We start from the raw sequence: 23,380 nt of genomic DNA on the forward strand, positions 1-23,380 counted from the left end.
CATGGGCAAGAACGGCATGCGCCTCACCGGCGTCCGCAAGAGCTTCGGCGGGCTGGAGGTCATTCACGGCATCGATCTCGATATAGCGGAGGGCGCTTTTGTCGTCTTCGTCGGCCCGTCCGGCTGCGGCAAATCCACGCTGCTGCGCATGATCGCCGGGCTGGAGGAAGTCAGCGATGGCGAAATTGCCATCAAAGGCCGCGACGTGACCGATCTCGACCCGTCCGAGCGCGGGATCGCCATGGTCTTCCAGTCCTACGCGCTCTATCCGCACATGAGCGTTCGCGACAATCTCGGCTTCGGGCTGAAAATGGCGCGAACCGATGCGTCCGAGATCGAAAGGCGCGTGCGCTCCGCCGCCGCCATTCTCAAGATCGACCATCTGCTGGACCGCCGGCCGGGACAGCTCTCTGGCGGGCAACGCCAGCGCGTCGCTATCGGCCGCGCCATCGTTCGCGAGCCGGACGTCTTTCTCTTCGACGAACCGCTCTCCAATCTCGATGCCGAACTGCGCGTTTCCATGCGCATCGAGATTGCCCGGCTTCACCGCGAGCTCGGCAACACGATGATCTACGTGACCCACGACCAGACCGAGGCCATGACGCTCGCCGACAAGATCGTCGTTCTGAGGGACGGCAGGATCGAACAGGTCGGCAGCCCGCGCGAAGTTTACGAAGACCCGGCCAACAGCTTCGTCGCCGGCTTCATCGGCTCGCCGCGGATGAACATGATCGAAGCCATATGGTCTGGCGACGGGTTAGCGAACGTCGGCAACGGCAGTGTCAAGGTCGATCTTGCCCGGCACGCGCCATCAGCCGGCGACAAGATCCTGCTCGGCATGCGCCCCGAGCATTTCGTCGTCGCGTCCGGGGCGGACGACGCCTTGCGGGTCAAGGTCGACGTCACCGAATATCTGGGCGGCACGCGCTATCTCTATTGTCAGACCGAGGACGGCCAGTCCCTCATCGCAGAATATCGCGACGGGCCGGAGATCGAGCGCGGCGATACGCTTCATCTGCACTGCCCGCCGGAACGTCGCCGCTATTTCGACAAGCAGGGAGAAAGGCTGCGCTAGACCCCCTCCATACGACCGGCCGCAAGCTTTCCACGACCCCGCCGCTATGCCCGCATCCGGCCATCAGGATACCGACCGATGGCTGGATGCCTGCATGAAAAATCATGCCGCCTTGCTGATGCGCACCGGAATGGATTTATAAGAGGGCGTACCGCTTTCCTTGTCCTGATAATCGATCGGGATCAGGCAATTTGCCTCCGGATAATAGGCGGCAACCGAACCCTGCGAGATATCGTATGAAATCGCGGTCAGCTTCAGCAATCGCCGGACGCCTGACGGAAGTGCCGTCTCGATCTCGACGAGATCGCCATGCTCCAGGCCCTTCGCCTTCAGATCCCTGTCATTCATGAACAGCACGTCACGACGGCCGAATACGCCGCGATAGCGGTCGTCGAGGCCGTAGATCGTCGTGTTGTACTGATCGTGGCTGCGGATGGTCGCAAGTTTCAGAATATTGGGGTCGGACAGAGAAATGTCCTCGTTGAGGCCGGAAAACAGCTTGAATTCAGCCTTGCCGGTGGGCGTCTTCCAGACGCGCTCCGTCGGCCCGATCGGCAGGCGGAAGCCTCCCGGCACGCGGATGCGCTCGTTGTAGCCGGCGAAATCCGGATAAACGATTTCGATCTTGTCACGGATCAGATCGTAATCGGTGACGAGGTCCATCCAGGCGACCTTGCTATCCGGCAGCGCGGCCTGCGCCATGGCGGCAACGATGGCCGGCTCGGAGCGCAACTGATCGGAAGCGGGCTTCAGCCTGCCGCGCGACGCATGCACCATCGACATCGAATCCTCGATCGTCACCGATTGCGCGCCGGTCGCCTGAATGTCCTGCTCGGTCCGGCCAAGCACGGGGAACAGGAAGGATTCCTTGCCGATCAGCAGATTGGAGCGATTGAGCTTGGTGTTCATGTGGACGGCGAGATCGAGCCTGCGCATGCCTTCGGCGCACAACTCCGGATCGGGAAGCGCGATCGAGAAATTGCCGCCGAGGCAAAGCAGCACCCTGGAACGGCCTTCCGCCATCGCCTGCATGGCGGCGACGGCATCGTGACCATGGTGGGCCGGCGACGTGAAACCGAAGGCCCGTTCGATACCCTCGATCAGCGCCGGCGTCGGCTTCTCCGTAATCCCGACCGTGCGATTGCCCTGCACGTTGGAATGGCCGCGCAGCGGGCAGATGCCGGCGCCCGGCTTGCCGAAATTGCCGCGCAGCAGCAACAGATTGGCGATCTGCTGCACATTGGCCGTTCCCCTGGCGTGTTGCGTGATGCCCATGCCGTAGGCGACGATGGTCGCCTTCGATTTCGCATAGATGGCGGCAACCCGTTCCAGATCGGCGCGGGCAAGACCCGACACCCGCTCGATGTCCGCCCATTCCGTCTGATCGAGATCGGCAACGAGCGCATCAAAGCCCGTTGTATGTTCGGCGATGAAAGCGCGGTCGAGAACGTCGTCCGAGGTTTCGGCGAGCGCCAGAACCGCCTTCATGATGCCTTTGAGCGCTGCGGCATCGCCGCCGATCTTGACCTGATAATAGGAGGAGGCGATCCGCGTCGAGCTGAAGGTTGCCATTTCAATCGGGCTTTGCGGATCGGCAAAGCGCTCCAGCGCCCGTTCCTTCAACGGATTGAATACGATGATCGGCACGCCGCGGCGCGAGCATTCGTGCAGCGTGCCCATCATGCGCGGATGATTGGTGCCGGGATTGTGTCCCATGGAGATGATCAGGTCGCATTCATCGAAATCGTCGAGGGAAACCGTGCCCTTTCCGATGCCGATCGATTGCGGCAGGCCGACGCTCGTCGCCTCATGGCACATGTTCGAACAATCGGGGAAATTGTTGGTGCCGTACTCGCGCGCAAAAATCTGGAAAAGGAAAGCCGCCTCGTTGGAGGCCCGGCCAGAGGTATAGAATTCGACCATATCCGGGTCCGGCATGCTGCGCATGACCTCGCCGATACGGGCAAAGGCATCCTCCCAGGCAATCGGCCTATAGGTATCGGACGCGTGATCGTAGACCATCGGATGAGTCAGTCGGCCGGCGTTTTCGAGATCGTAATCGCTCCAGCTCAGAAGCTCGCTGACCGTGTGCTCGGCGAAGAACTCCGGCGTCACGCGCTTGTTGGTCGCTTCCCAGGTAACGGCCTTGGCACCGTTCTCGCAGAATTGAAAGGTGGAGGTATGCTCCTTGTCGGGCCATGCGCAGCCGGGGCAATCGAAGCCGGCGGGCTTGTTGGTGCGCAGGAGAAGGCCGGGCGCTTCGGTGATGTCCATCTGCTCACGCACCGCATTGGCAGTGGCTTTCAACGCGCCCCAGCCGCCGGCCGGGCTGTTGTAGGGACGGATACCGGGGACTTCGCGCTTCTGCGCCATCATACGCTCCTTTGGCTACCCGAACGGCTTCCTCCCAAAGGCCGGGTCCGTAAGGAATAAGCTTGTGACATCAGGGATGTAAAGCACAAACCGTCAGCGGAAGATCAAGTACCGGCCATATAAGACAAAGCCATGGACGTGGCCTTCCATCCCGGCTGTTGCGAATTGCAGACATCTAATTCTTGAAGACCAGGCAGGAGCCGCCCTGCTGGCGAACCTGCGTGCAAACCGCGTCCGCCTCTTCCCGCGTTTGCCGCCCTATGCGCGCCGCATAGCGGATCCGGCGGCCGAAATCGGCATTGCGCTGACGCACGATCAAAGGTTTTTCCGCGTTCAGCGGAGACGGCAATTTTCTTATGTTCGCGGCGAACAGGCGCCGCGCGGCATCCAGCTGGAAATGCTCGGCCAGTTGCGCGCCCCACGGCGCCCAGGGCCGCTCCTGCTCGAGAGCGGTGGGCTTCAGGCGGCGGCTCTGGGCGAGCGCAACGCAGGAATCGACGAAGGGCTTGCCCTTTTCCAGCACGGGAGCGGCAATATCGGGCGGATCGTCGCGCCATTCCTCGACGCTGTGGGCGGTGATCGCGCTCACATAATTGCGCGTCTCATAGGGAAGCGCGCCGGAGTTCAGAAAGTTGGCAAGACCCGCCTCGCCGGCATTATAGGCAGCGGCGGCCAGTCCGAGATTGCCGAAGCGATCGCGCAGTTCGTCGAGATAGGTCGCCGCCTTGCCGAGTGCTTCCAGCGCATCGTAACTGTCGCGGACGCCACGCAGCCTGGCCGTTCCCGGCATGAACTGCGCGATGCCGCGCGCGCCCTTGGGGCTGACCGCATCGGAGCGAAACAGGCTTTCGCGCCAGACCAGCCGCGCCAGATAATCCGGCGGCAAGTGGTTGGCGCCGGCGAAATATTCGATAGCCGTACAGAGATCGCGGTTGTAGCTGTCCTTGCGCAGGCAGAGCGTCTCGCCCGTCTCCGTCGTCACCGGTCCGGAGACGCAGGCCGGCGGCGCGACGCTCCATTCCGGCTGCGCGATTGCCGGACGAAACGCTGAAAGCCCGATGGCGCACGCAATCATAAAGGCGGCAATGATGCCGACGAAGCCTGCCCGATAATGCCTGCCTGCCATCGAAGCGATATCCGTCCGAGATCAACCGATCGCAAATTCGCGGCCTCTTCATAGCATCGATGAATGACGGCGAAAACCTCTGCGCGATACCGCAGCTTCGCTGGCCGCTATTCTGCCAGCCGGCCGCCGCGCATCGGCGCCGGCGCCCCCGTCGTGCCGGGGAAGCTGATCGGCAGACCGCGCAGAACGCGCACGGCAAGGAACGCAAAACACTCCGCCTCCACCGCATCGCCGCGCCAGCCGAGATCTTCGGCAAAGATCGGCTCGACACCGGCCCGGCTTTGCAGCATCGCCATGATCGTCGGGTTGTGCCGGCCGCCGCCGCTGACGACGACCTTGGTGGGTCTGCGCGGCAGAAGGTCCAGCGCCTTGCCGACGGCACTTGCCGTAAAGGCCGAAAGCGTCGCGGCACCATCTTCCGGGCCAAGGCCATCCGCCATGGAGGCGCCGAAGTCGAACCGATCGAGCGACTTCGGATAGGGCGCGCTGAGATAAGGATGCTGCAGCAGCTTTTCGAGCCGAGCCTCGTCGACCTTGCCGGCGCGCCCGAGCGCACCGTCACGGTCCATCTCGCCGAGTCCGTGCGATTTGATGAAATCGTTCAGCGGCGCATTGGCCGGGCCGGTGTCGAAGGCGACGAAATTGCCCTCTCCGTCCCACCAGGTAATGTTGGCAACGCCGCCGAGATTGAGGATGGCAGCTTCGCCCGCAGCGCCCGCGCCGCGCAGCAGCGCGGTATGATAGGCAGCCGCAAGCGGCGCGCCCTGCCCGCCGGCACGCATGTCGGCCGAACGGAAATCATAAGCGACTTTCGTGCCGAGGATGGAGCGCATCAGTTCGCCATCCCCCAGCTGGCGCGTCTGGCCCAGCCGCCCCTTCTGCGGCGCGCGATGCAGCACGGTCTGGCCATGGAAACCGACGACGCCGATGTCGGCCATCGTCATGCCGTTGCTTTCGACCAGCTCCCTCACCGCCTCGGATTGCGCTCGCGTCAGGGCCTCTTCCGCCTCCTTGAAGATTGCCGGCTCGGGGCCTTCGAAATTCCATACGCGCGCCCGAGCCAGGGTTTCTTCCAGCAGCCTGCGGATCCAGTCGGGATAGGGAGCGAGAACATAGGGGCCGAATTCCTCGATGCGCTCGCCATCCGTCTTCAGCATGGCGACATCGATATTGCCGTCGAGGACGGTTCCCGTCATCAGACCGACTGCCCAGATTGGTTGCATGGTCAGGCTCCTATGCTGCGTTGACGAGATCGCCGACCGTTTGACGAAGCGCCAGTATGCCGCTGTCGAAGTGGCGTGTCGGATGAATGCGGTTGGTAAGCAATGTCCAGGCCCTGCCCTTGTCGAAATCGATCCAGAGTGCCGTGCCGGTGAAGCCAGTATGGCCGATGGTTCCGGGCGGGCATGATGAACCGCCGGACCAGCCCTCGTAAGGCCGCTCCCAGCCATGCGTGCGCGTCGCCGAAAGCGGTTCGCGCATCAGGGCGATCGATCGCGCCGACGCGCCGCTGCCATCCAGCAGCCCTTTTGCGAAGTCGAGGATCGCGGCCGCCGTTCCGAACAGGCCGGCATGCCCGGCTCCCTGCAACGCGGAGCAATTGTCGTCATGGACCTCGCCCGACAGGATGCGGTGCCGCCAGGTGCAATCCTCCGTCGCGGCGGCGAGTTCCGGCAAAGCGGAAAAGGCAAAACCCGGCCCCGGGTCCATGGCGCGAATGGTCTGCCCGGCCAGCCGCTCCAGCGCGAAGCCGAGGAGAATGAAGTTGATGTCGGAATAGACCGGCGGGCCGGCGCGCCATTCGCGCTGCAGGATGAAGGCGCGCAAAAGCTCCGGATCGCGGCCATAGGTGTAGATCGGCTCGACCGCCGGGAACGGCGTCTGATGTCCGAGGCACTGGCGAAACGTCACCTTCCGCTCCCAGGCTTCGGCGCTGTATTGGCGCAGATCGGGCAGAAGCACGGTCAGCGGCGCGTCGAGATCGATCGTACCGGCTTCCGCCAGGGCCAGAATGCGCGGCGTGGTGAAAATGACTTTCGTCAGCGAGGCGAGATCGAACCAGGTATCGACCAGCATCGGCCTGACATCGGGCACTTTCTGCGCCGAACCGATGGCGCGGACCTGCCGGTTGCCGTCGAGATCGACCATGCCAAGCACGCCGCCGGGAATGCGAGCCGTGGCGACCGATTGCTCAAGCGGCGCAAAGGCCCGATCGAAACGCTCCTCAAACTGCATGCTTCCCCCTGCTTCCATCTCGGCTCTTCGCGATGCTCAGGCTTCCGCGAGAGCGATGTGGTCCGGCGCGAAACGCCGCCACTCGGGCGTGATCGGCTCGAAGCCCGGCGGACGCACCAAGGACGGAACCTGGCGCGTGTCGAGCGTGAAATTCTCCTTGCGCCGCGCAACCGTCGGAACCGCCGCGATTAACCGCCTGGTATAGGAATGCCGGGGCTCCGACAAGACGGAGGCGGCATCACCGATTTCGACGATCTGCCCGGCATAGATTACGGCTATGCGATGGGCGATGCGCTCCACGACAGCCATGTCATGCGAGATAAACAGATAGGCAAGCCCGTATTCGCGCTGAAGTTCGATCAGCAGGCTCAGAACCTGCGCCTGGACGGAGACGTCGAGCGCCGAAACCGCCTCATCGAGCACCAGCACCGACGGGTTCAGCATCAGGGCGCGCGCGATGCACAGCCGCTGGCGTTGACCGCCGGAAAACTCGTGCGGATAGCGCTCCAGCGCATTTTCCGGCAGCCCCACGCGCTTCAGCAGCGTGAGCATGCGCGCGCGTGTTTCGGCAGAAACCCGCGCGCCCGACGCGATCACCGGTTCGGCAAGGATGCTGTCGACGCGAAGGCGCGGATTGAGCGAGGCGTAGGGATTCTGGAAGACCATCTGCACGGCGCTGCCGCGACCGGCCGCCTTGCCGCCTCCGGCGGTCAAGGTGCCGCGGGTCGACTTGACGAGTCCGAGGATTGCCCTTGCTGTGGTGGACTTGCCCGAGCCGCTTTCGCCGACGATCGCCAGCGTTTCGCCGGGCATCAGGTCGAAACCGACGCCTTCGACCGCGTGCACGGCGCCGGTCGACCGCTGCAGGAAACCACCCTTCACCGGGAAGCGGACCGTCAGGCCCTCCACTGTCAGCGCCGGCCCGGATGATGCCTCGTCGCGCTGGAAATCGGTGCGTGCAGCCTGCCCCGACGCAAAATGCGGAACCGAATGCAGCAGATGCCGGGTATAGGGGTGCGCGGGATGATCGAGGATCTGGTTGAGTTCGCCCTGCTCGACCGCCTCACCGGCCTGCATCACCATCACCTTGTCGGCGATGCCGGCGACGAGGCCGATATCGTGGGTGATGAAGATCATCGACATGCCAGTCTCGCGCTTCAACTCGGCAAGCAGCGCCATGATCTGCGCCTGCACGGTGACGTCGAGCGCCGTCGTCGGCTCGTCGGCGATCAGAAGACGCGGATTGCAGGCAAGCGCCGTCGCGATCATCACACGCTGCAGCATGCCGCCGGAAAGCTGGTTCGGGCAATAGGTCAGCCGTCGCGCCGCATCGGGAATGCGCACGCGATCCAGCGCATCCTTGGCCGCCGCCTTCGCCTGGCTTCCCGTCAGTCCGCGATGCAGCCGAAAGGATTCCTCGATCTGCGTGCCGATGGTCAGAACCGGGTTGAGGGAGGTCATCGGCTCCTGGAAAATCATGCCGATTTCCGCACCGCGGATCTTCGTCAGCTCCGCCTCGCTTGCCGCGGTCAGGTCGAGAACGCTGTTGTCGGCGCGCTTCAGGCGGATCGACCCGCCGGTAATGCGGCCGCCACCGAAATCGACGAGGCGATTGATCGAAAGCGCCGTGACCGATTTGCCCGAGCCGCTCTCGCCGACGATCGCCAGCGTTTCGCCGGCATCGAGATCGAAGCTGATCCCGCGGACGATGGGATTGGCATCGGGATTTCGTCCGAAGCCGACACGCAGATCGGAGACCGACAGGAGCGGCGTCATATTGTGGACCTCCGCATCTTCGGGTCGAGAATATCGCGCAGGGCATCGCCAAGCAGGTTGAAGCCGAGAATGGAGATCATGATGGTGACGCCGGGAAAGATCAGCAGCCAGGGTGCCGTTTCCATGAGGTTGCGGCTGTCGCTCAGCATCAACCCGAGCGACGAGGCCGGCGGCTGGGTTCCCAAGCCGAGAAAGCTCAAGCCCGCTTCCGTCAGCAGCGACCAGGCGAGCGCCAGCGTCACCTGCACGGTCAGCGGCGCGACGAGATTGAGCAGGAGATGCCGCGTCAGGATGTAGGACCGGCTGCTGCCGAAGGTACGGGCGGCATCGACGAAATCGCGGCCCTTCAACGACAGCGCCGGACCGCGCACGATCCGCGTAAAGATCGGCGTATAGACGATCGCGATCGCAGCGACGCTGGTCCATGTTCCGGGCCCGACGATGGCGATGATCAGCAGTGCCAGCAGGATCGCCGGGAAGGCGAGCAGCACGTCCATCGCGCGCATGATCACGCCGTCCCAGCGTTTGCCCGACCAGGCCGCGGTCAAGCCGAGCACGGTGCCGATCAGGCTTGCGACGGCCACCGACAGGAAGGCGACGGTGAACGATTCGCCGATACCCTGCATCAGCCGGCTCGCGACATCGCGGCCGAAAAGATCCGTTCCCATCCAGTAGGTGAGGCTTGGGGCGTGGAGACGATCGATCCGGTTCTGCGTCAGCGGATCGTGCGGCGTCACGCCGAGCGTACCGAGAACGGCAAGGAGAATATAGATGAGGACGATGACGCCGCCGATCCGGCCGCTCATATGTCCGAAAATAGCCCTGACGATCCGCATCAGCTCTCTCCCAGGCGGATGCGCGGATCGAGCGCGACATAGGCGAGATCGACGAGCAGGTTGACGACCATGAAATTGAAGGCAATGAACAAAACGCTGCCCTGCACCAGCGCATAGTCGCGCTGGAGGATGGCATCCAGCACCATGCGGCCCAATCCCGGCAACGCGTAGATCTGCTCGACCAGCACGGCGCCGCCCAGCAAGTAGCCGAACTCGACGCCGCTGAGCGTCACCACCGGGATCAGCGCATTCGGCAGGGCATGCCGCCAGATGACGCCGCGTGCCGGCACGCCGCGGCTGCGGGCCGTGCGGACATAATCGTCGCTCAAGACATCGAGCATGGCGGAGCGCACGACACGCGTCACGGAGGCAGCAAAAGCAAAACCCAGCGTCAGCGCCGGCAGGATCATCTGGCCGAGATTTTCGAGCGGGTTCTGCCAAAGGGGCGTAAAGGCGCCCATGGTCGGCAGGACGCCGAAACCGGCCGACAGGGCATAGATCAACAGTAGCCCGAGCACGAAGTTCGGGGTGGACTGTCCGATCATGGCGACGATGCGCACGGCAAGATCGGACAGTTTTTCGTTTCGCGTGGCGGCAAATACGCCCGCCGGCAATCCGATGACGAGCGCGATCACCATCGAAAGCAGAGCAAGCTCCAGCGTCAGCGGAAAACGTTCGAGAATGATGTCGAGCACCGGCTTGCCGTAGGTGACGGATATGCCGAGATTGCCCTGCAAAACGCCGAACAGCCAATGCCAGTATTGCGTAAACCAGGACTGGTCGATGCCGAAATAAGCCGAAAGAGTCTGCCGCTGCTCTGGCGTCAGCAGGCCCGCATTCGTTCCGAGCATCGCCGTGATCGCATCGCCGGGCACCAGCCGGATGGCAACGAAGACGAAGATGGACACACCCAGCATGATCAGCGGGAATATCATCAGCCGGCGCGTCAGGTATGCCATTGCATGTCCTCTAGGTCTCGATTGCCGTCACTTGATCGAGACTTTGGCGAGGCCGAACAGCGAGCCGGTCGGCGTCGGCACGAAGCCCTCGACGTTCTTCTGTTCGGCCGTATAGCCATAGGCCGTGTAGAGCCAGATCCAGGGCGAAACCTCGGCGAGATGCTTCTCGAATTCGGCAAAGATCGCCTTGCGCTTGGCCGGATCGGTTTCGGCGCGGCCCTGCTGCATCAGGCTGTCGAGCGTATCGTCGATGTAGTTGGCGACCTTCTGGAGGTTGCCGGTCTTCGTCCAATAGCGATTATACATCGAATAGGGATCGGCACTGCCGCCGTTGAGCGCCACCGCCATGTCGAAATTGCCCTTCAGCCAGGTATCGACGTAGACGTTCAGTTCCATCACCTTGATATCGAGCTTGATGCCGATTTCGGCGAGCTGCGACTGGATGACCTGCGCTTCGGCCGTTGCGGTCGGCGGCTCGCCGGTTGCGGCAATCACGGTCGCCGAAAAGCCGTTGGCAAAGCCGGCATCGGCCATCAGCGTCTTCGCCTTGGCCACATCGCGCGTATAGCAGAAAAGCTGGCTCGGATCGGTAGCGTAGAGCGGCATCGTCAGCGGCCCCGTCACCTTGCCTTCGCCGAGAGCGGCGGTATCGAGCACATCCTTGCGATCGATGGCGCAGGAGATCGCCTGACGCACGGCCAGCTGATCCATCGGCTTGCGCGAGGGATTGAGCTGCAGGACGTTATAGGACAGAACCGGCGTGCGGGTGAGCTGCAGCTTCGGCTCCTTCGGCACCAGCGTCGCCACGAGCGGATCGTTCAGCAGCGCGAAATCGATCTGGCCGGTGCGCAGCGACGCCAGGATCGCGGTCTCGTCGGGCAGAACGCTGATGTCGATGCCATCGACACCGACAGGGCCGCCGGCCCAGTCCTTGTTGGCGCTCAGCATTTCCTTGGAATTCGGAACCCAGCTGTCAAGCTTGAACGGGCCGGAGCCGATCGCCTTCGTGCCGATCGTGCCGGCGGTGATTTCGCTTGCCGGAACGATCGCGGCATTGAGGCTCGTCATTGCCGTCAGAAGCGGAACGTCGGGCTGCGACAGGTTGAAGACCACGGTGCCGGCATCGGGCGTATCGATGCTGGCAATCGACAGGAAATTGGCGCGGGCGACGGCGGCCGTCGCCTGATCCAGAATGCGCTGGAAGGAGGCCTTGACGTCGGCCGAGGTCACGGGCGCGCCGTTCTGGAACTTTGCCTTGGCGTTGAGCTTGAATGTCAACTGCTTGCCGTCGGGCGAAAACTGCCAGCTTTCGGCGACGCCGGGCACGATCTGCAAATTGCCGTCGAGGCGAACGAGCGGCTCGTAGATCAATTCCAGCAGCCGGATGGAGGAGAAGGCCGTCTGCTTGTGCGGGTCAAGGCCGGTCGCGTCCTGCGACCACGCCATGCGCAGCGTCGCGGCCTCGACCGGCATCGCAACGGCCGCCAGACCAAGCCCCACAGCCAGCGCCGCTCCCGAAATCATCCTCTTTCCAAAATTGCCCTTCATTCCCGGTCCTCCGAATTTTTTTAAATGTCCCCGGCCGATTTTGGCCCATTGATTGCTGTCGCGGCACGCCGCGATGATTGTCTCAGGCGGTTCTGGCGTTGATGGCCTTGCGCAGGAATCCATCAGCGTTTTGCAATGCCACGCGGGCTTCTTCAATATCCATCCCGGTAATTTCCATGAGAATGGCAAGCTTGACGTCGTTTCCCGTCAGATCGAGCACGCGCCGGGCCTCCTGCGGCGTGCAGCCGGTCGCCTGCATGACGATGCGTGAGGCACGCGCCACCAGCTTCTTGTTGCTCGCGCTCACATCGACCATCAGGTTCTGATAGCTCTTGCCAATGCGGATCATGCTCGCCGTCGTCAGCATGTTGAGAATGAGTTTCTGCGCCGTACCGGATTTCAGGCGGGTCGATCCCGTCAGGATTTCGGGGCCGACAACCGGCGAAATCGCCAGATCGGCAATGCCTGCTATGATGGAATTCGGATTGCAGGACAGCGCGACCGTAAAGGCGCCGACACTTTTGGCATAGTTCAAGCCGCCGATGACATAAGGCGTGCGGCCGCTGACGGCGATGCCGACGACGACGTCGGCATCGGTCAGATTGATGCCCTCCAGCGCCTGGCGTCCCTGCTCCGGATCGTCCTCCGCACCTTCGATCGAGCGGCGCAGCGCGTCCGGGCCGCCGGCAATCAGGCCGATGACCATGTCCGGCGGCACGCTGAAGGTCGGCGGGCATTCGGACGCATCGAGCACGCCAAGCCGGCCGCTGGTTCCAGCGCCCATGTAGATCAGCCGGCCACCCTTCTGAAAGGCGGCGACGACCTGGTTGACGGCAGCGGCAATGGCCGGGATCACCTTCTCGACGGCGAGCGGCACCGTCTGATCCTCGTAATTGATTTCCCGCAGGATATCGAAGGTCGGCAGCAGGTCGATATGCATCGTATTCGGATTGCGGCCCTCGGAAACCAATTGCTCCAGCTCGGATATCAACTTCTGCTCTGTCATGGGCCTGCTCGCGAATAACGCTTCGATATCAATAGGTCAAAGTGGCGAGCTCGATCATTTTGACATCGGGCGCACCGCAGCAAAGATTGGTTTTCAGCAAGACGGACGACCAAAGCCGCCCGGGACGCAGGATGGCCTTTGCGGCTTCGTTCCCCGTCCATTCCCTGTTTACCTTGGTTAACAGTATGTCCGTTTATTCCTATCGTCAATCCTATAAGGAATAAAATATTCCATGCTGCCCGTGATCGGTCGGCGGCTCCGATTTTGCCGTCAGTCTGCGCCGACAGCCCTTCTTGCCAGAATGATCGCACCGGACACCGCATCGCCGTCGACGGGTTTCAAGCGGCGGCGAACGTCGGGCGAAAGCCACGGCTCGAGCGGGCTTGCGAGACCGCCGAGCAGGCAGACGCGCGGCGCGCCCTTCTCGAACAGGGTGCGAACCAGCGTATCGATGTGGCCTGCCGCACTCTGTACGATCCGTCGCGCGACGGCATCGCCCTGGTCGGCGTGGCGAAGCACCATGGGCGCAAGCGTCGCGTAATCCGTGGCCGAAGCGCGATCCATCCAGGCAACGGCCTCCATCGGCTCGCTCTGGAAGCGCTGCATGATCTCGGCCAGCAATGCCGTGTTCTGTTCGCGGCCATCATGGGCACGCAATGCAAGCTGCACGGCCTTCAGGCCGAGATAGGCGCCGCTGCCCTCGTCCGAAATCGGAAACCCGTAGCCGCCGACACGCAATTGCCGCCCTTCGACAAGGCCGAGCCCGATGGAGCCGGTGCCGGCGATGACGATGGCACCGTCGCGGCCGGAATGTGCGCCGAGGCATGCGCCCTCGCCGTCGCTGATGAAATCGATGCTGGCAAAGGGATGTTCTATCGCCCTGAGCGCGGCAAGCGCGCCCTTGCGGCCGATCCCCGCCAATCCGACGCCGGCATGGATGCGGCCAAGATCGCCAGCGCTCAGCTCCGCCTCCTCGATGGCGGCGTCGAAGGCCCGCGCGATCGATGCCCATGCTTCGGCGATCCCGAGCCGGGTCGTTGCCGGCCCGGACAATCCCTGTCCCAGAACCGTGCCTTCCGCATCCTCGATGCGCGCCCGGCAACCGGTGCCGCCGCCATCGATGCCCAGGAAATAAGCGGCGTCTTGCGATGATGAACTCATGACGTCAGCCGTTCGATATCGGCGCCGCAGAGACGCAATTTGCGATCCAGCTGCTCGTAGCCGCGGTCGAGATGATAGACGCGGTTGACGATCGTTTCGCCTTTCGACACCAGCGCGGCCAGCACCAGCGAAACGGACGCGCGCAGATCCGTTGCCATCACCTGCGCGCCCTTGAGCGGCGCACCGCCGCGAACCAGCGCCGTCGTGCCCTGCAGCGTGACGTTGGCGCCCAGCCGCATCAGTTCCGGCACATGCATGAACCGGTTTTCGAAGACCGTCTCGCGGATCAGCGAAGCGCCTTCGGCGCAGCAGGCCAGCGCCATGAATTGCGCCTGCAGGTCCGTCGGAAAGCCGGGATAGGGTTCGGTGGTGAGATCGGCGCCCTTCAGCGGGCCGTCTCGCGAAACCACAAGGCCGCGATCGCTCGGCCAGACGCTGACCCCCATGGCTTCCAGCGCCTGCACGACCGAAGCGAGATTTTCCAGGCGGGCATGAATGAGCTCGAGCTGTCCGCCGGTGATCGCGGCCGCCACCGCATAGGTGCCGGCCTCGATGCGGTCGGGAATGCCGTGATGCCTGGCAGGACGCCAGGCGGTCTCGCCGTCGATGAGAATACGATGCGTCCCCGCCCCTTCGATCCGCGCCCCCATGGCACCGAGGCAAGCCGCCAGATCGGCAACTTCCGGCTCGCGGGCGGCATTGAGGATCTCGGTTTCGCCCTTGGCCGTGCAGGCGGCCATCATGGCCGTTTCCGTCGCGCCGACGGATGGCGAACTCAGCACGATCCGACCGCCCTTAAGCCCGTTCGAGGCCGAAGCGACGATCAGGCCGCTTTCGATCGCGATATCGGCGCCCAGGCTCGCCAGCGCCTTGATGTGCATATCGACCGGCCGCGCGCCGATGGCGCAGCCGCCGGGAAGCGAAACACGCGCATGGCCGAAACGGGCCAGCAGCGGCGCGAGCACCAGAACGGTCGCACGCATGCGCCTGACAGTATCGTAAGAGGTCTCCTTCGAGACGATATCGCCCGCATCGATCGTCGTGCCGTGCGCCCCGCGGGTGATCGTCGCGCCATGAAGGGCGATGACGCCCAGCATGTTCTCGACATCGCTGACCGAGGGCAGGTTCGTCAGCTCCAGCGGAAACGGGCTCAATAGGGCTGCCGCGATCTGCGGCAATGCGGCGTTCTTGGCGCCGGCGATGGTCACTGCGCCCTGCAACCGTCTGCCGCCGGAGATGCGAAGTCTGTCCATGAAGAAAATCCGTCGATGAAAAGGGCAGGATCACCAGGACGCCCTAGGCTGTTTCCGAAGACTAATCGGCCATTCCATCCTGTCAACGGAATTTGGAATTTTTTATTCCAATTTGCTGTGATAATGTCGCTCCGCACGGGGGCGAGGTTGCCGACCTTGAACCGGATGTTATTTTGGATGCGCTCATATCCATGCGTGAACCGGCCTCGGCGACCTCGAAGGATCCCTGAAAGGACCAATGTCTATCTTAAGAAAAATCAGCGCTCAGCTCGACACCATGGCACCCGCCGATCGTCAGATCGGGCAGTTCATCATCGATAACCCGGACCAGATGCTGCGCCTGTCCTCGGCGGCGTTGGCGGTGGAAACCGGACGCAGCCAGTCGAGCGTCGTCAAGTTCAGCCAGAAGCTCGGCTATGCCGGCTATCAGGAACTGAAGCTTGCCGTCAGCGAGGCGAAGGCCCAGGAGTGGCCGGCGCCGGTCGGGATGATCCACGGCACGATCGAAGTGGGCGACAGCTATCTGACAATCCTGCAGAAACTGCTGGGCAGCAAGTTGCAGGCCATGCAACAGACCATATCGGTGAACAACGAAGGCGATATCGAAAAGGCGCTCGAAGCCCTTCACGACGCCAGGCGCATCCATCTGGCCGGGGTCGGCGCCTCGTCGCTGGTCGCACGCGACTTTTCCTACAAGCTGATGAAGCTTGGCCGCAATGTCCTGCACGACAGCGACAGCCATGTGCAGATGGCCAACGCATCGACCTTGGGACCGGACGACCTGCTCTTTGCTCTGTCCTATTCCGGCACCAGCATTGAAACGCTGCGGATCGCGGAGCTCGCGAGCCAGCGCCAGGCGACCGTCATCGCCGTCACCGGCCTGCAGGACAATCCGCTTGCCCGTGTCGCCGATATCCGTCTTCATACCGTCGGCGACGAAGATCGCGTCCGCTCGTCGGCGATCACTGCTCGCGACGCGCAACTGATGCTGACCGACCTGCTGTTTATCCTGCTGGTGCAGCGCCAACCCGATGCCAACGATTATGTCCATAACAGCGAAACGGCCGTTTCCGTGCTGAAGGCCAAGCGCCTTTCATAGAGGCAAGCCGGAGGGCCGGCATCCGGTAACCAAACCGTGACGATGGCCGCCCTGTACGACGGTGGTTTCGGACCGTAGCTTGGCGCCCCTTGCAAATCACAGTGGAGAGATTCTCATGGACCTTGGCCTCAAGGATAAAGTGGTTCTGATCACGGGCGGTTCGAAGGGCATCGGTTATGCCTGTGCCGAACTCTTCCTGCAGGAAGGCGCGCAGGTTGCGATCTGCTCACGCTCCCAATCCAATATCGATGCCGCTCTTTCCAGGCTTCCCGGCGCGCGTGGCTATGCCGCCGACCTGACATCCGATGAACAAGGGCTCGCGGTCGTGGACAAGGTCGAGGCGGATATCGGCCCGATCGACATTCTCGTCAACAGCGCCGGTGCCGCAGCACGTACGCCGGCCGACGAACTGACGCCTGCCGTCTGGCGCGCTGCGATGGATGCGAAGTATTTCTCCTATATCAACGCCATCGATCCCGTCATCAAGCGCATGGGCGCACGCGGTTCGGGCGTCGTCGTCAACATCATCGGCAATGGCGGCAAGATCGCCTCGCCCTTCCATCTGGCCGGAGGGTCGGCCAATGCCGCACTCATGCTCGCAAGCGTCGGGCTTGCCAATGCCTATGCCGGCCGAGGCGTGCGCGTGGTCGGCCTCAATCCTGGTCTGACGGAAACGGACCGCGTCGCCGAAGGCCTGAAGGCGGCGGCGAAGGTGGCAGGCTCGACCGAGGAGGAAGCGCTTGCCGATGCCCTGAAGCGCATCCCGCTCGGCCGCATGGCCGATCCGGCCGACATCGCCAATGCCGCGGTCTTCCTGAGTTCCGCCAAGGCGAGCTATATCACCGGCGTCATCATCAACATGGACGGCGCACAGGTGCCGGTCGTGGTGTGAAAGCTGCGCAGCGACTTGATCGCATCAGAGTCACGTCAAAGAGTCACTTTGGCCGGCATGTTCACCAGGCTCGCCTTGATCGCAACCCTTTTCCGTTGAAGAAGCGATATATGCATGCTATCTAGATTAACCATCTAGAAAGACGGCGACCATGGCATTGAGCATCAAGACCGAAGAAGCGGATCGGCTGGCACGGGAATTGTCCCGGCTGACTGGCGAAACCATGACCGACGCCATTACCCGGGCCATGCGCGAGCGGCTTGAAAGGCTGCGTGCCGAGCAGGAGGGACAGGGCGATTACATTGCCCGTATGAAAGCGTTCGTTCGCGGGCGTGCCAACCGCTACGACCGTCGACCTGTCACGAAACAGGAATGGGATGAAGCGGTCGGTGATACAGCTGAAGAATTCGATTTCCCTCAATGATGATCGTTGATGCGTCCGCCATCATTGCCATCCTGTTCGAAGAGGCAGAAGCTCCCGACTGCATGATGGCTCTTCAGGCCGATAGTCTTCGTCTCATATCGGCTGTGAATTACGTCGAAGCCGGCACGGTCATGGCGGGCAGGATCAAAGAGGGAGACCGGCGCGAAGCGATTGCCGATCTGGACGAATTTTTGGCCGAGTTTCGCATCGAGATTGCCCCGATAGACGAGAATCTCGCGCGAGCCGCGATGAAGGCCCGTGTGGAATACGGCAAGGGTTTCGGTACGCGCGGCGGGCTGAATTTCGGTGATTGCTTCGCCTATGCCCTTGCCAAACAGCATTCAGCCCCTCTGCTGTATGTCGGAGATGATTTTGCTTTGACCGACGTGCAATCCGCATTGACGAGGTAGATGACTATCGGAGGCCTAAGAGCCAATGGCCTTGCGTTCTCCAAAAATGCGAAACCCCGTTCTGCCTCAAGCCGCCGCCTTCCAGTCCAGCCCGATATCGAGCGTCGGCGCGCTATGGGTCAGCCAGCCCACGGATATGAGATCGACGCCGGATGCGGCGATCGCGGCGGCCGTTGTCGGGGTGATGCGGCCCGATGCTTCGGTGATCGCCCGCCCGCCGACGATATCGACCGCTTCGCGCAGCTGATCGGGTGTCATATTGTCGAGTAGCACGGCATCGACGCCCTCCTGCATGGCGTCGCGCAGCTGCGCCAGCGTATCCACCTCGACCTCGATCTTGACCATATGCCCGACGCCGGCCCTGGCGCGGCGGATGGCTTCGGTGATGCCGCCGGCAATGGCGACATGGTTGTCCTTGATGAGAACCGCGTCGTAAAGCGCGAAACGATGGTTCATGCCGCCGCCGGCGCGCACGGCATATTTCTCCAAAGCCCGAAGACCCGGCGTCGTCTTGCGCGTGCAGACGATCGACGCCTTCGTGCCGGCGATCGCCTCGACGATGCCGCCGGTCACGGAGGCGATGCCTGAGAGATGGCCGAGAAAATTGAGCGCGGTCCGCTCCGCCGTCAGCAGACCGCGGGAAGGCCCCTCGATCGTTGCGATGACCTCTCCCGCAGCAATCTTCCCGCCATCGGGGATATGACGGGTCATGACGATGGCGGGATCGACCAGTTGGAAGGCGATTTCGGACGCATCGAGACCGGCAACGACGCCCGGCTGGCGAGCGACCATGGCCACGCGCGAGCGATGTGTTGCGGGTATGACCGCCGTGGATGTGACGTCGCCGGCAAGGCCGAGATCTTCCACAAGCGCATTGCGCACCAGCGGCTCGACGATCAGGCGCGGGAGGGAAGCAAGCGTCATGTCAGGCACTCCTTGCGACGGTATGGGGGATGACCGAGCGGGCGATATCGAGCGCGTCGGACAGATGCATCATGCGGCGTTGCGCATGGGTGAGCTTCAGCGGGAAATCCGTGCGCGCATGGGCGCCGCGCGATTCCGTCCTGAGGCTCGCAAAGACGGCGATCAGCAATGCGACCAGTCCCGGATCGGTCGCCGGACCTTGGCTCTCGCACAGCGGCAGCAGAGCCGCGATTGCGCCATGAATGGCGCCGGCATTGCGCAACACGCCGAGATGCCGCGACACGATCGGCCGGACGAGCGACGGATCCGGCACGACCGCCTCGGGAAAGCGGGGCGGCAGTCTTGCCGGACTTGCGTTCGTGCCCGCAATATCATGAGCAGCCTTCATGCCCATGACTGCCGCTTCCAGCAGGGAGTTGCTGGCAAGACGGTTGGCTCCGTGCAGGCCGGTGCAAGCCGCTTCGCCCACGACCCATAGGCCGGGCACCGAACTGCGGCCATTCTCGTCGGTCGCCACGCCGCCCATGTGATAGTGAACGGCCGGACGCACCGGAATGGGATCAGTCGCCGGATCGACGCCCGCTTCGCGGCAAAGCGCGGCGATGACCGGAAAGCGCGCCGCAAACCCGCCGCCGAGTGCCTGGCGTGCATCGAGAAAAACCCGGCCGCCGCGGGCGATTTCGGCGCTGATGGCGCGCGCAACGACGTCGCGCGGCGCAAGCTCGGCACCCTCCACCTCGGCCATGAAGCGCTCGCCGCGCTCGTTGACGAGAAGCGCGCCCTCGCCGCGAACCGCTTCGCTGACAAGCGCCAGGGGACGCCGCCGGCTATCGAGCGCCGTTGGGTGAAACTGCACGAACTCCATGTCGGCCAGAAGCGCTCCAGCTCTCGCCGCGAGGGCAATCCCCTGTCCGAAATTGCCGACCGGGTTGGTCGTAGCGTCGAACAGACCGCCGATGCCGCCCGTGGCAAGGACGATGCGGGAAGACGGCAGCACGACGCCGCCCTTGCCTGTCAGGCAGAGAAGGCCGGCTATATGACCGTCATCCAGTAACAGGCGCTGCGCCTGATAGCCCTCAAGCACGGTGATCGACGGCGTGCGGGCGACCGCCTCGACAAGAGCGCGGACAATGGCCGCACCCGAACCGTCACCCCTGGAATGCACGATCCGCCGACGCGAATGCGCGGCCTCCAGGCCGAGGGACAATTGCCCCGCATCATCGCGATCGAACTCGACGCCTGCCCGTTCCAGGGCGGCGATGGCAGCCGGCGCTTCCGCGACGATCCCTGCCGCCACCCTCGCGTCGCAAAGCCCGTCACCGGCCGCGAGCGTATCGGCAAGATGCAGGGCAGCGCTATCGCCCTTGCCGATGCTGGCGGCGATGCCGCCCTGCGCCCAGGCACTCGACGTCTCCGCGCCGATCAGGGCGCGGGTGACGATCACCACAGGTTCGGGCGCGAGAGTCAGCGCCGTCATCAGCCCGGCAAGGCCGCTGCCGACGATGACGGTGCGGCCGCTCAGATCTTCAAGGATCTCGCTCATATCGCCAGCATCCTTTCCACCGCGCGGCGGGCGTCGGCGGCAATCGCCGGATCGACCGTCACCTCATGCCGGCCCTCTTCCAAAGCCTTGCGGATATTGCCGAGCGTGATGCGCTTCATATGCGGGCAGAGATTGCAGGGCCGGATGAATTCCACGTCCGGGTGATGCACGGCAACATTGTCGCTCATCGAACATTCGGTCAGAAGCACAACGCGCGACGGGCGCTCTTTGCCAACGTAGTCGGACATGACCGCGGTCGAGCCCGCGAAATCCGCTGCCGCGACGACGTCGGGCGGGCATTCCGGATGGGCAAGCACCGTCACGCCGGGATAATTCTCGCGAAGCTGGCGGATATCGTCTGCCGTAAAGAGCTCATGAACCTCGCAATGCCCATGCCAGGCGATAAGCTCGACATCGGTTTCGCGCGCGACATTGCGCGCCAGATATTCGTCGGGGAGCATCAGCACCTTCGGCACGCCGAGCGATTCCACCACCTGCCGGGCATTGCCCGAAGTGCAGCAGATATCGGAGGCCGCCTTCACGGCCGCCGACGTATTGACGTAAGTCACGACCGGAACGCCCGGATGCGCCTGCCGCAACAGCGCGATATCCCGAGGCGTGATCGATTCCGCCAGCGAGCAGCCGGCCTCCATGTCGGGGATCAGCACCGTCTTTTCCGGATTGAGCAGCTTGGCCGTCTCCGCCATGAAATGCACGCCGGCAAGGACGATGATGTCGGCATCGACGTCCACCGCCTTGCGGGCAAGCGCCAGACTGTCGCCGACGATATCGGCAACGCCATGGAAGATTTCCGGCGTCTGGTAGTTATGGGCGAGAATGACGGCGTTATGACGTCGCTTCAATTCGAGGATCGCCTCGACATCATCCTGAAACGCCAGCCACTCGGCTTTCGGGATGACGCGGCTGACACGATCGTAGAGGGAGGATACGGGAAGGTTCATGACCGGCTCCTTATTATACTCATTTTGAGTATATCATGCGCAAATAGATATTCTCAGTATGAGCATATGTCAATTGCGGGAGAGCGGTAATTTCGTTCCGGCGAATTCGCGTTCTTCAAGCACGGCCCGGCGGAAGCGGAAGAGCTTGGCCGGGCGGCCGCCGGTCTCGCTTTCCGTGCCGCCGGTCTCCTCGACCAGTTCCTGCTGCTCGATCAGCCGTCGGAAGTTCTGCTTGTGCAGCGTCAGCCCTGCCAGCGCCTCCACGGTTTTCTGCAGGTGCAGCAGCGTGAAGGTCTCGGGCATGAGTTCGAAGACGACGGGCCGGTATTTGATCTTGGCGCGCAGCCGCGCCATGCCGGTCGCAAGGATGCGGCGATGGTCGGCAAACATCGATCTGCCGACATTGTACTTGAGGTCGCATCCCGCCTCGGCGACGAGCCGCGCCTCATAGAGCAGTTCATAGCGTTGCAGGACGAGATCCTCGTTCCATGCCGCATCGTTCAGTCCAAAGGTGAAATCGGCACGCCGGCGACGCTGGCCGCGCCGCATCGCATCCTCGTCGATCCATGGCGCAAGGCGCACGGCAATCTCGTCGAGAATGGCCGGCCGGCCGCTTCGATGATCTTCCCAGGGAAGATATTCGTACCAGCCATGCCAGCCCGGCATTCCGCCGCCGGGTGCCGCCTGCTCGCGCACAAGCCCCAGATAGCTGATGGAAATCGTGCGCCCGCCGAGAATTTCATTGTTTCGATCGCGATCGGCAAACGTATAAAGCTGCTCGAGATAGCCGACGGGATGGGCGGTCTGCTCCTGAACCCATTCGCGCAATCCGCTCTGCAGCGTGCGATGACCAAGCTCGAACGGGCCGGAGGGCAAGGCATCGCCCGACCGCACCGTCATCACTCTTGGATCGCTGCCCGTAACAGCCGTCAGAACTGCGATCAGCTCGGCATGCGCAAGCCCGATGGTCAAGCGAACTCCATGATTTGTTTGCCCATGAACCTTGTCGCATGAAGCGAGGCGCAAGCCAATGCGGGCATTGGCGCGCTCCACATCTCGCGGCCGCCGGAAAAGCCGCTAGATTAGCGGCTTACATAATCGGGATACCGTTCGCAGATGAAATCGACGATCGACAGGGTGCCGGACAAATGCTTGCGCAGGGCGGCCACGGCCGCCTCCGCATCGCCGCGGCGCACGGCATCGACGATCGCCTGATGATCGGCGACGATCTGCTCCAGCTTGCCGGGCATCGGCAGGTTCATCATCCGCAGACGGTCAAGATGCACGCTCTGGCGCCTCACAGCCGACCACAGGCCGAGAATATCCGCCCGCTCGTAAAGCACCCGATGGAAATCCTTGTCGAGCGAATCGAAAAGATCGTAGGTTTCCGGCGACATCACATGCCTCTGCCGGATCAGGGCCGCGTCCAGAGCCGCTGCCGTTTCCTCCGGCGAATTGAGCGTCAGCCGGCGGACAGCCTCGACTTCGATCGATAGCCGCAGGAAATGCGCTTCGGTGGCGTTGCGGATATCGATCCGCGAAACGACGGTCGCATATTGCGGATAGACCTCGACCAGCCCTTCCTCTTCCAGCCGGATCAGCGCGTCGCGTACGGGGGTCTGGCTGACGTTGAATTCGCTTTGCAGCGATAGACGCGAGAGAACGGTGGTCGGCGGCAAGCTCATGGAAAGAATGCGCGATCTCAGGATCTCCAGGATCTGCGGAGCCACCTGACGGGAGCGATCCAGCGCGAATTCTTTCGGATTGAGCTTCACCGG

21 protein-coding genes are annotated in these 23,380 nt (G+C 63.1%); 5 read left to right on the forward strand and 16 right to left on the reverse strand.

Annotation, left to right across the window (positions count from 1 at the left end):
- The first annotated feature begins 1 nt into the window (after window position 1).
- Window positions 2-1,075, forward strand: coding sequence for a sn-glycerol-3-phosphate ABC transporter ATP-binding protein UgpC (locus ACJJVH_RS24420; RefSeq protein ID WP_112798283.1), 1,074 nt, complete (start codon window positions 2-4; stop codon window positions 1,073-1,075).
- A gap of 102 nt (window positions 1,076-1,177) precedes the next feature.
- Here ACJJVH_RS24420 and ACJJVH_RS24425 read toward each other — a convergent pair whose 3' ends face one another.
- From ACJJVH_RS24425 to murA, 11 genes are all read right to left on the reverse strand, one after another.
- Window positions 1,178-3,448: an FdhF/YdeP family oxidoreductase gene (locus ACJJVH_RS24425; protein WP_412066215.1), complete on the reverse strand. Its 2,271-nt coding sequence runs from the start codon at window positions 3,446-3,448 to the stop codon at window positions 1,178-1,180.
- 175 nt (window positions 3,449-3,623) lie between these two features.
- Complete coding sequence (locus ACJJVH_RS24430) at window positions 3,624-4,574, reverse strand: lytic transglycosylase domain-containing protein (protein WP_412065392.1); 951 nt, start codon at window positions 4,572-4,574, stop codon at window positions 3,624-3,626.
- A gap of 107 nt (window positions 4,575-4,681) precedes the next feature.
- Entirely contained in the window at window positions 4,682-5,797 is a 1,116-nt protein-coding gene (locus ACJJVH_RS24435) for an anhydro-N-acetylmuramic acid kinase (RefSeq protein WP_112798286.1), read from the reverse strand.
- A gap of 10 nt (window positions 5,798-5,807) precedes the next feature.
- The gene (locus ACJJVH_RS24440; RefSeq protein WP_412065393.1) at window positions 5,808-6,809 is read right to left on the reverse strand and encodes a serine hydrolase domain-containing protein; all 1,002 of its coding nucleotides are present in this window, start codon (window positions 6,807-6,809) and stop codon (window positions 5,808-5,810) included.
- A 36-nt stretch (window positions 6,810-6,845) separates the two neighbouring features.
- Window positions 6,846-8,585: a dipeptide ABC transporter ATP-binding protein gene (locus tag ACJJVH_RS24445; protein WP_412065394.1), complete on the reverse strand. Its 1,740-nt coding sequence runs from the start codon at window positions 8,583-8,585 to the stop codon at window positions 6,846-6,848.
- The gene (locus ACJJVH_RS24450; RefSeq protein ID WP_112798291.1) at window positions 8,582-9,421 is read right to left on the reverse strand and encodes an ABC transporter permease; all 840 of its coding nucleotides are present in this window, start codon (window positions 9,419-9,421) and stop codon (window positions 8,582-8,584) included. Before ACJJVH_RS24450 ends, ACJJVH_RS24445 begins: the two co-directional genes overlap by 4 nt.
- Window positions 9,421-10,380 carry an ABC transporter permease gene (locus tag ACJJVH_RS24455; protein ID WP_412065395.1) on the reverse strand — a complete coding sequence of 320 codons (960 nt, stop codon included), beginning with the start codon at window positions 10,378-10,380 and terminating at the stop codon, window positions 9,421-9,423. Before ACJJVH_RS24455 ends, ACJJVH_RS24450 begins: the two co-directional genes overlap by 1 nt.
- Before the next feature lie 27 nt (window positions 10,381-10,407).
- Window positions 10,408-11,928: an ABC transporter substrate-binding protein gene (locus ACJJVH_RS24460; RefSeq protein WP_412065396.1), complete on the reverse strand. Its 1,521-nt coding sequence runs from the start codon at window positions 11,926-11,928 to the stop codon at window positions 10,408-10,410.
- An 82-nt stretch (window positions 11,929-12,010) separates the two neighbouring features.
- Window positions 12,011-12,934 (reverse strand): N-acetylmuramic acid 6-phosphate etherase, encoded by a 924-nt coding sequence (gene murQ / locus ACJJVH_RS24465; RefSeq protein WP_113357653.1) that lies wholly within the window; start codon window positions 12,932-12,934, stop codon window positions 12,011-12,013.
- Window positions 12,935-13,204: 270 nt separating this feature from the next.
- Window positions 13,205-14,095, reverse strand: a complete 891-nt coding sequence (locus ACJJVH_RS24470) for an N-acetylglucosamine kinase (RefSeq protein WP_113357654.1) — start codon at window positions 14,093-14,095, stop codon at window positions 13,205-13,207.
- Entirely contained in the window at window positions 14,092-15,348 is a 1,257-nt protein-coding gene (murA, locus tag ACJJVH_RS24475) for a UDP-N-acetylglucosamine 1-carboxyvinyltransferase (RefSeq protein ID WP_412065397.1), read from the reverse strand. The genes ACJJVH_RS24470 and murA overlap by 4 nt, the downstream gene beginning before the upstream one ends.
- 238 nt (window positions 15,349-15,586) lie before the next feature.
- Here murA and ACJJVH_RS24480 point away from each other — a divergent pair, with 238 nt between their 5' ends.
- The 4 genes from ACJJVH_RS24480 to ACJJVH_RS24495 all read left to right on the forward strand — a co-directional run bounded on the left by ACJJVH_RS24480 (window position 15,587) and on the right by ACJJVH_RS24495 (window position 18,173).
- Entirely contained in the window at window positions 15,587-16,447 is an 861-nt protein-coding gene (locus ACJJVH_RS24480; RefSeq protein WP_112798303.1) for a MurR/RpiR family transcriptional regulator, read from the forward strand.
- Window positions 16,448-16,562: 115 nt separating this feature from the next.
- Window positions 16,563-17,339: an SDR family oxidoreductase gene (locus tag ACJJVH_RS24485; RefSeq protein ID WP_113392045.1), complete on the forward strand. Its 777-nt coding sequence runs from the start codon at window positions 16,563-16,565 to the stop codon at window positions 17,337-17,339.
- Between the two features lie 151 nt (window positions 17,340-17,490).
- A complete protein-coding gene (locus ACJJVH_RS24490) occupies window positions 17,491-17,763 on the forward strand; it encodes a type II toxin-antitoxin system VapB family antitoxin (protein WP_112798307.1) in 273 nt (90 codons plus the stop codon).
- Window positions 17,760-18,173, forward strand: coding sequence for a type II toxin-antitoxin system VapC family toxin (locus ACJJVH_RS24495; RefSeq protein WP_112798309.1), 414 nt, complete (start codon window positions 17,760-17,762; stop codon window positions 18,171-18,173). Before ACJJVH_RS24490 ends, ACJJVH_RS24495 begins: the two co-directional genes overlap by 4 nt.
- Before the next feature lie 66 nt (window positions 18,174-18,239).
- Here ACJJVH_RS24495 and nadC read toward each other — a convergent pair whose 3' ends face one another.
- The 5 genes from nadC to ACJJVH_RS24520 all read right to left on the reverse strand — a co-directional run bounded on the left by nadC (window position 18,240) and on the right by ACJJVH_RS24520 (window position 23,377).
- Complete coding sequence (gene nadC, locus ACJJVH_RS24500; RefSeq protein WP_412065398.1) at window positions 18,240-19,097, reverse strand: carboxylating nicotinate-nucleotide diphosphorylase; 858 nt, start codon at window positions 19,095-19,097, stop codon at window positions 18,240-18,242.
- Between the two features lies 1 nt (window position 19,098).
- The gene (locus ACJJVH_RS24505; RefSeq protein ID WP_412065399.1) at window positions 19,099-20,640 is read right to left on the reverse strand and encodes an L-aspartate oxidase; all 1,542 of its coding nucleotides are present in this window, start codon (window positions 20,638-20,640) and stop codon (window positions 19,099-19,101) included.
- A complete protein-coding gene (gene nadA / locus ACJJVH_RS24510) occupies window positions 20,637-21,602 on the reverse strand; it encodes a quinolinate synthase NadA (protein WP_412065400.1) in 966 nt (321 codons plus the stop codon). Before nadA ends, ACJJVH_RS24505 begins: the two co-directional genes overlap by 4 nt.
- A 69-nt stretch (window positions 21,603-21,671) precedes the next feature.
- Window positions 21,672-22,574, reverse strand: coding sequence for an NrtR DNA-binding winged helix domain-containing protein (locus ACJJVH_RS24515; RefSeq protein WP_112798317.1), 903 nt, complete (start codon window positions 22,572-22,574; stop codon window positions 21,672-21,674).
- 110 nt (window positions 22,575-22,684) lie between these two features.
- Entirely contained in the window at window positions 22,685-23,377 is a 693-nt protein-coding gene (locus ACJJVH_RS24520; RefSeq protein WP_113383981.1) for a GntR family transcriptional regulator, read from the reverse strand.
- Window positions 23,378-23,380: the final 3 nt, after the last annotated feature.

The organism is Rhizobium sp. SYY.PMSO (assembly GCF_046840415.1).
Classification (GTDB): domain Bacteria; phylum Pseudomonadota; class Alphaproteobacteria; order Rhizobiales; family Rhizobiaceae; genus Rhizobium.

Excerpts from the sequence above, each read along its gene's own strand:
- ACJJVH_RS24420 (WP_112798283.1), top strand. The coding sequence starts at position 2 with ATGGGCAAGAACGGCATGCGCCTCACCGGCGTCCGCAAGAGCTTCGGC.
- ACJJVH_RS24425 (WP_412066215.1), bottom strand. The coding sequence starts at position 3,448 with ATGGCGCAGAAGCGCGAAGTCCCCGGTATCCGTCCCTACAACAGCCCG.
- ACJJVH_RS24430 (WP_412065392.1), bottom strand. The coding sequence starts at position 4,574 with ATGGCAGGCAGGCATTATCGGGCAGGCTTCGTCGGCATCATTGCCGCC.
- ACJJVH_RS24435 (WP_112798286.1), bottom strand. The coding sequence starts at position 5,797 with ATGCAACCAATCTGGGCAGTCGGTCTGATGACGGGAACCGTCCTCGAC.
- ACJJVH_RS24440 (WP_412065393.1), bottom strand. The coding sequence starts at position 6,809 with ATGCAGTTTGAGGAGCGTTTCGATCGGGCCTTTGCGCCGCTTGAGCAA.
- ACJJVH_RS24445 (WP_412065394.1), bottom strand. The coding sequence starts at position 8,585 with ATGACGCCGCTCCTGTCGGTCTCCGATCTGCGTGTCGGCTTCGGACGA.
- ACJJVH_RS24450 (WP_112798291.1), bottom strand. The coding sequence starts at position 9,421 with ATGCGGATCGTCAGGGCTATTTTCGGACATATGAGCGGCCGGATCGGC.
- ACJJVH_RS24455 (WP_412065395.1), bottom strand. The coding sequence starts at position 10,380 with ATGGCATACCTGACGCGCCGGCTGATGATATTCCCGCTGATCATGCTG.
- ACJJVH_RS24460 (WP_412065396.1), bottom strand. The coding sequence starts at position 11,928 with ATGAAGGGCAATTTTGGAAAGAGGATGATTTCGGGAGCGGCGCTGGCT.
- murQ (WP_113357653.1), bottom strand. The coding sequence starts at position 12,934 with ATGACAGAGCAGAAGTTGATATCCGAGCTGGAGCAATTGGTTTCCGAG.
- ACJJVH_RS24470 (WP_113357654.1), bottom strand. The coding sequence starts at position 14,095 with ATGAGTTCATCATCGCAAGACGCCGCTTATTTCCTGGGCATCGATGGC.
- murA (WP_412065397.1), bottom strand. The coding sequence starts at position 15,348 with ATGGACAGACTTCGCATCTCCGGCGGCAGACGGTTGCAGGGCGCAGTG.
- ACJJVH_RS24480 (WP_112798303.1), top strand. The coding sequence starts at position 15,587 with ATGTCTATCTTAAGAAAAATCAGCGCTCAGCTCGACACCATGGCACCC.
- ACJJVH_RS24485 (WP_113392045.1), top strand. The coding sequence starts at position 16,563 with ATGGACCTTGGCCTCAAGGATAAAGTGGTTCTGATCACGGGCGGTTCG.
- ACJJVH_RS24490 (WP_112798307.1), top strand. The coding sequence starts at position 17,491 with ATGGCATTGAGCATCAAGACCGAAGAAGCGGATCGGCTGGCACGGGAA.
- ACJJVH_RS24495 (WP_112798309.1), top strand. The coding sequence starts at position 17,760 with ATGATGATCGTTGATGCGTCCGCCATCATTGCCATCCTGTTCGAAGAG.
- nadC (WP_412065398.1), bottom strand. The coding sequence starts at position 19,097 with ATGACGCTTGCTTCCCTCCCGCGCCTGATCGTCGAGCCGCTGGTGCGC.
- ACJJVH_RS24505 (WP_412065399.1), bottom strand. The coding sequence starts at position 20,640 with ATGAGCGAGATCCTTGAAGATCTGAGCGGCCGCACCGTCATCGTCGGC.
- nadA (WP_412065400.1), bottom strand. The coding sequence starts at position 21,602 with ATGAACCTTCCCGTATCCTCCCTCTACGATCGTGTCAGCCGCGTCATC.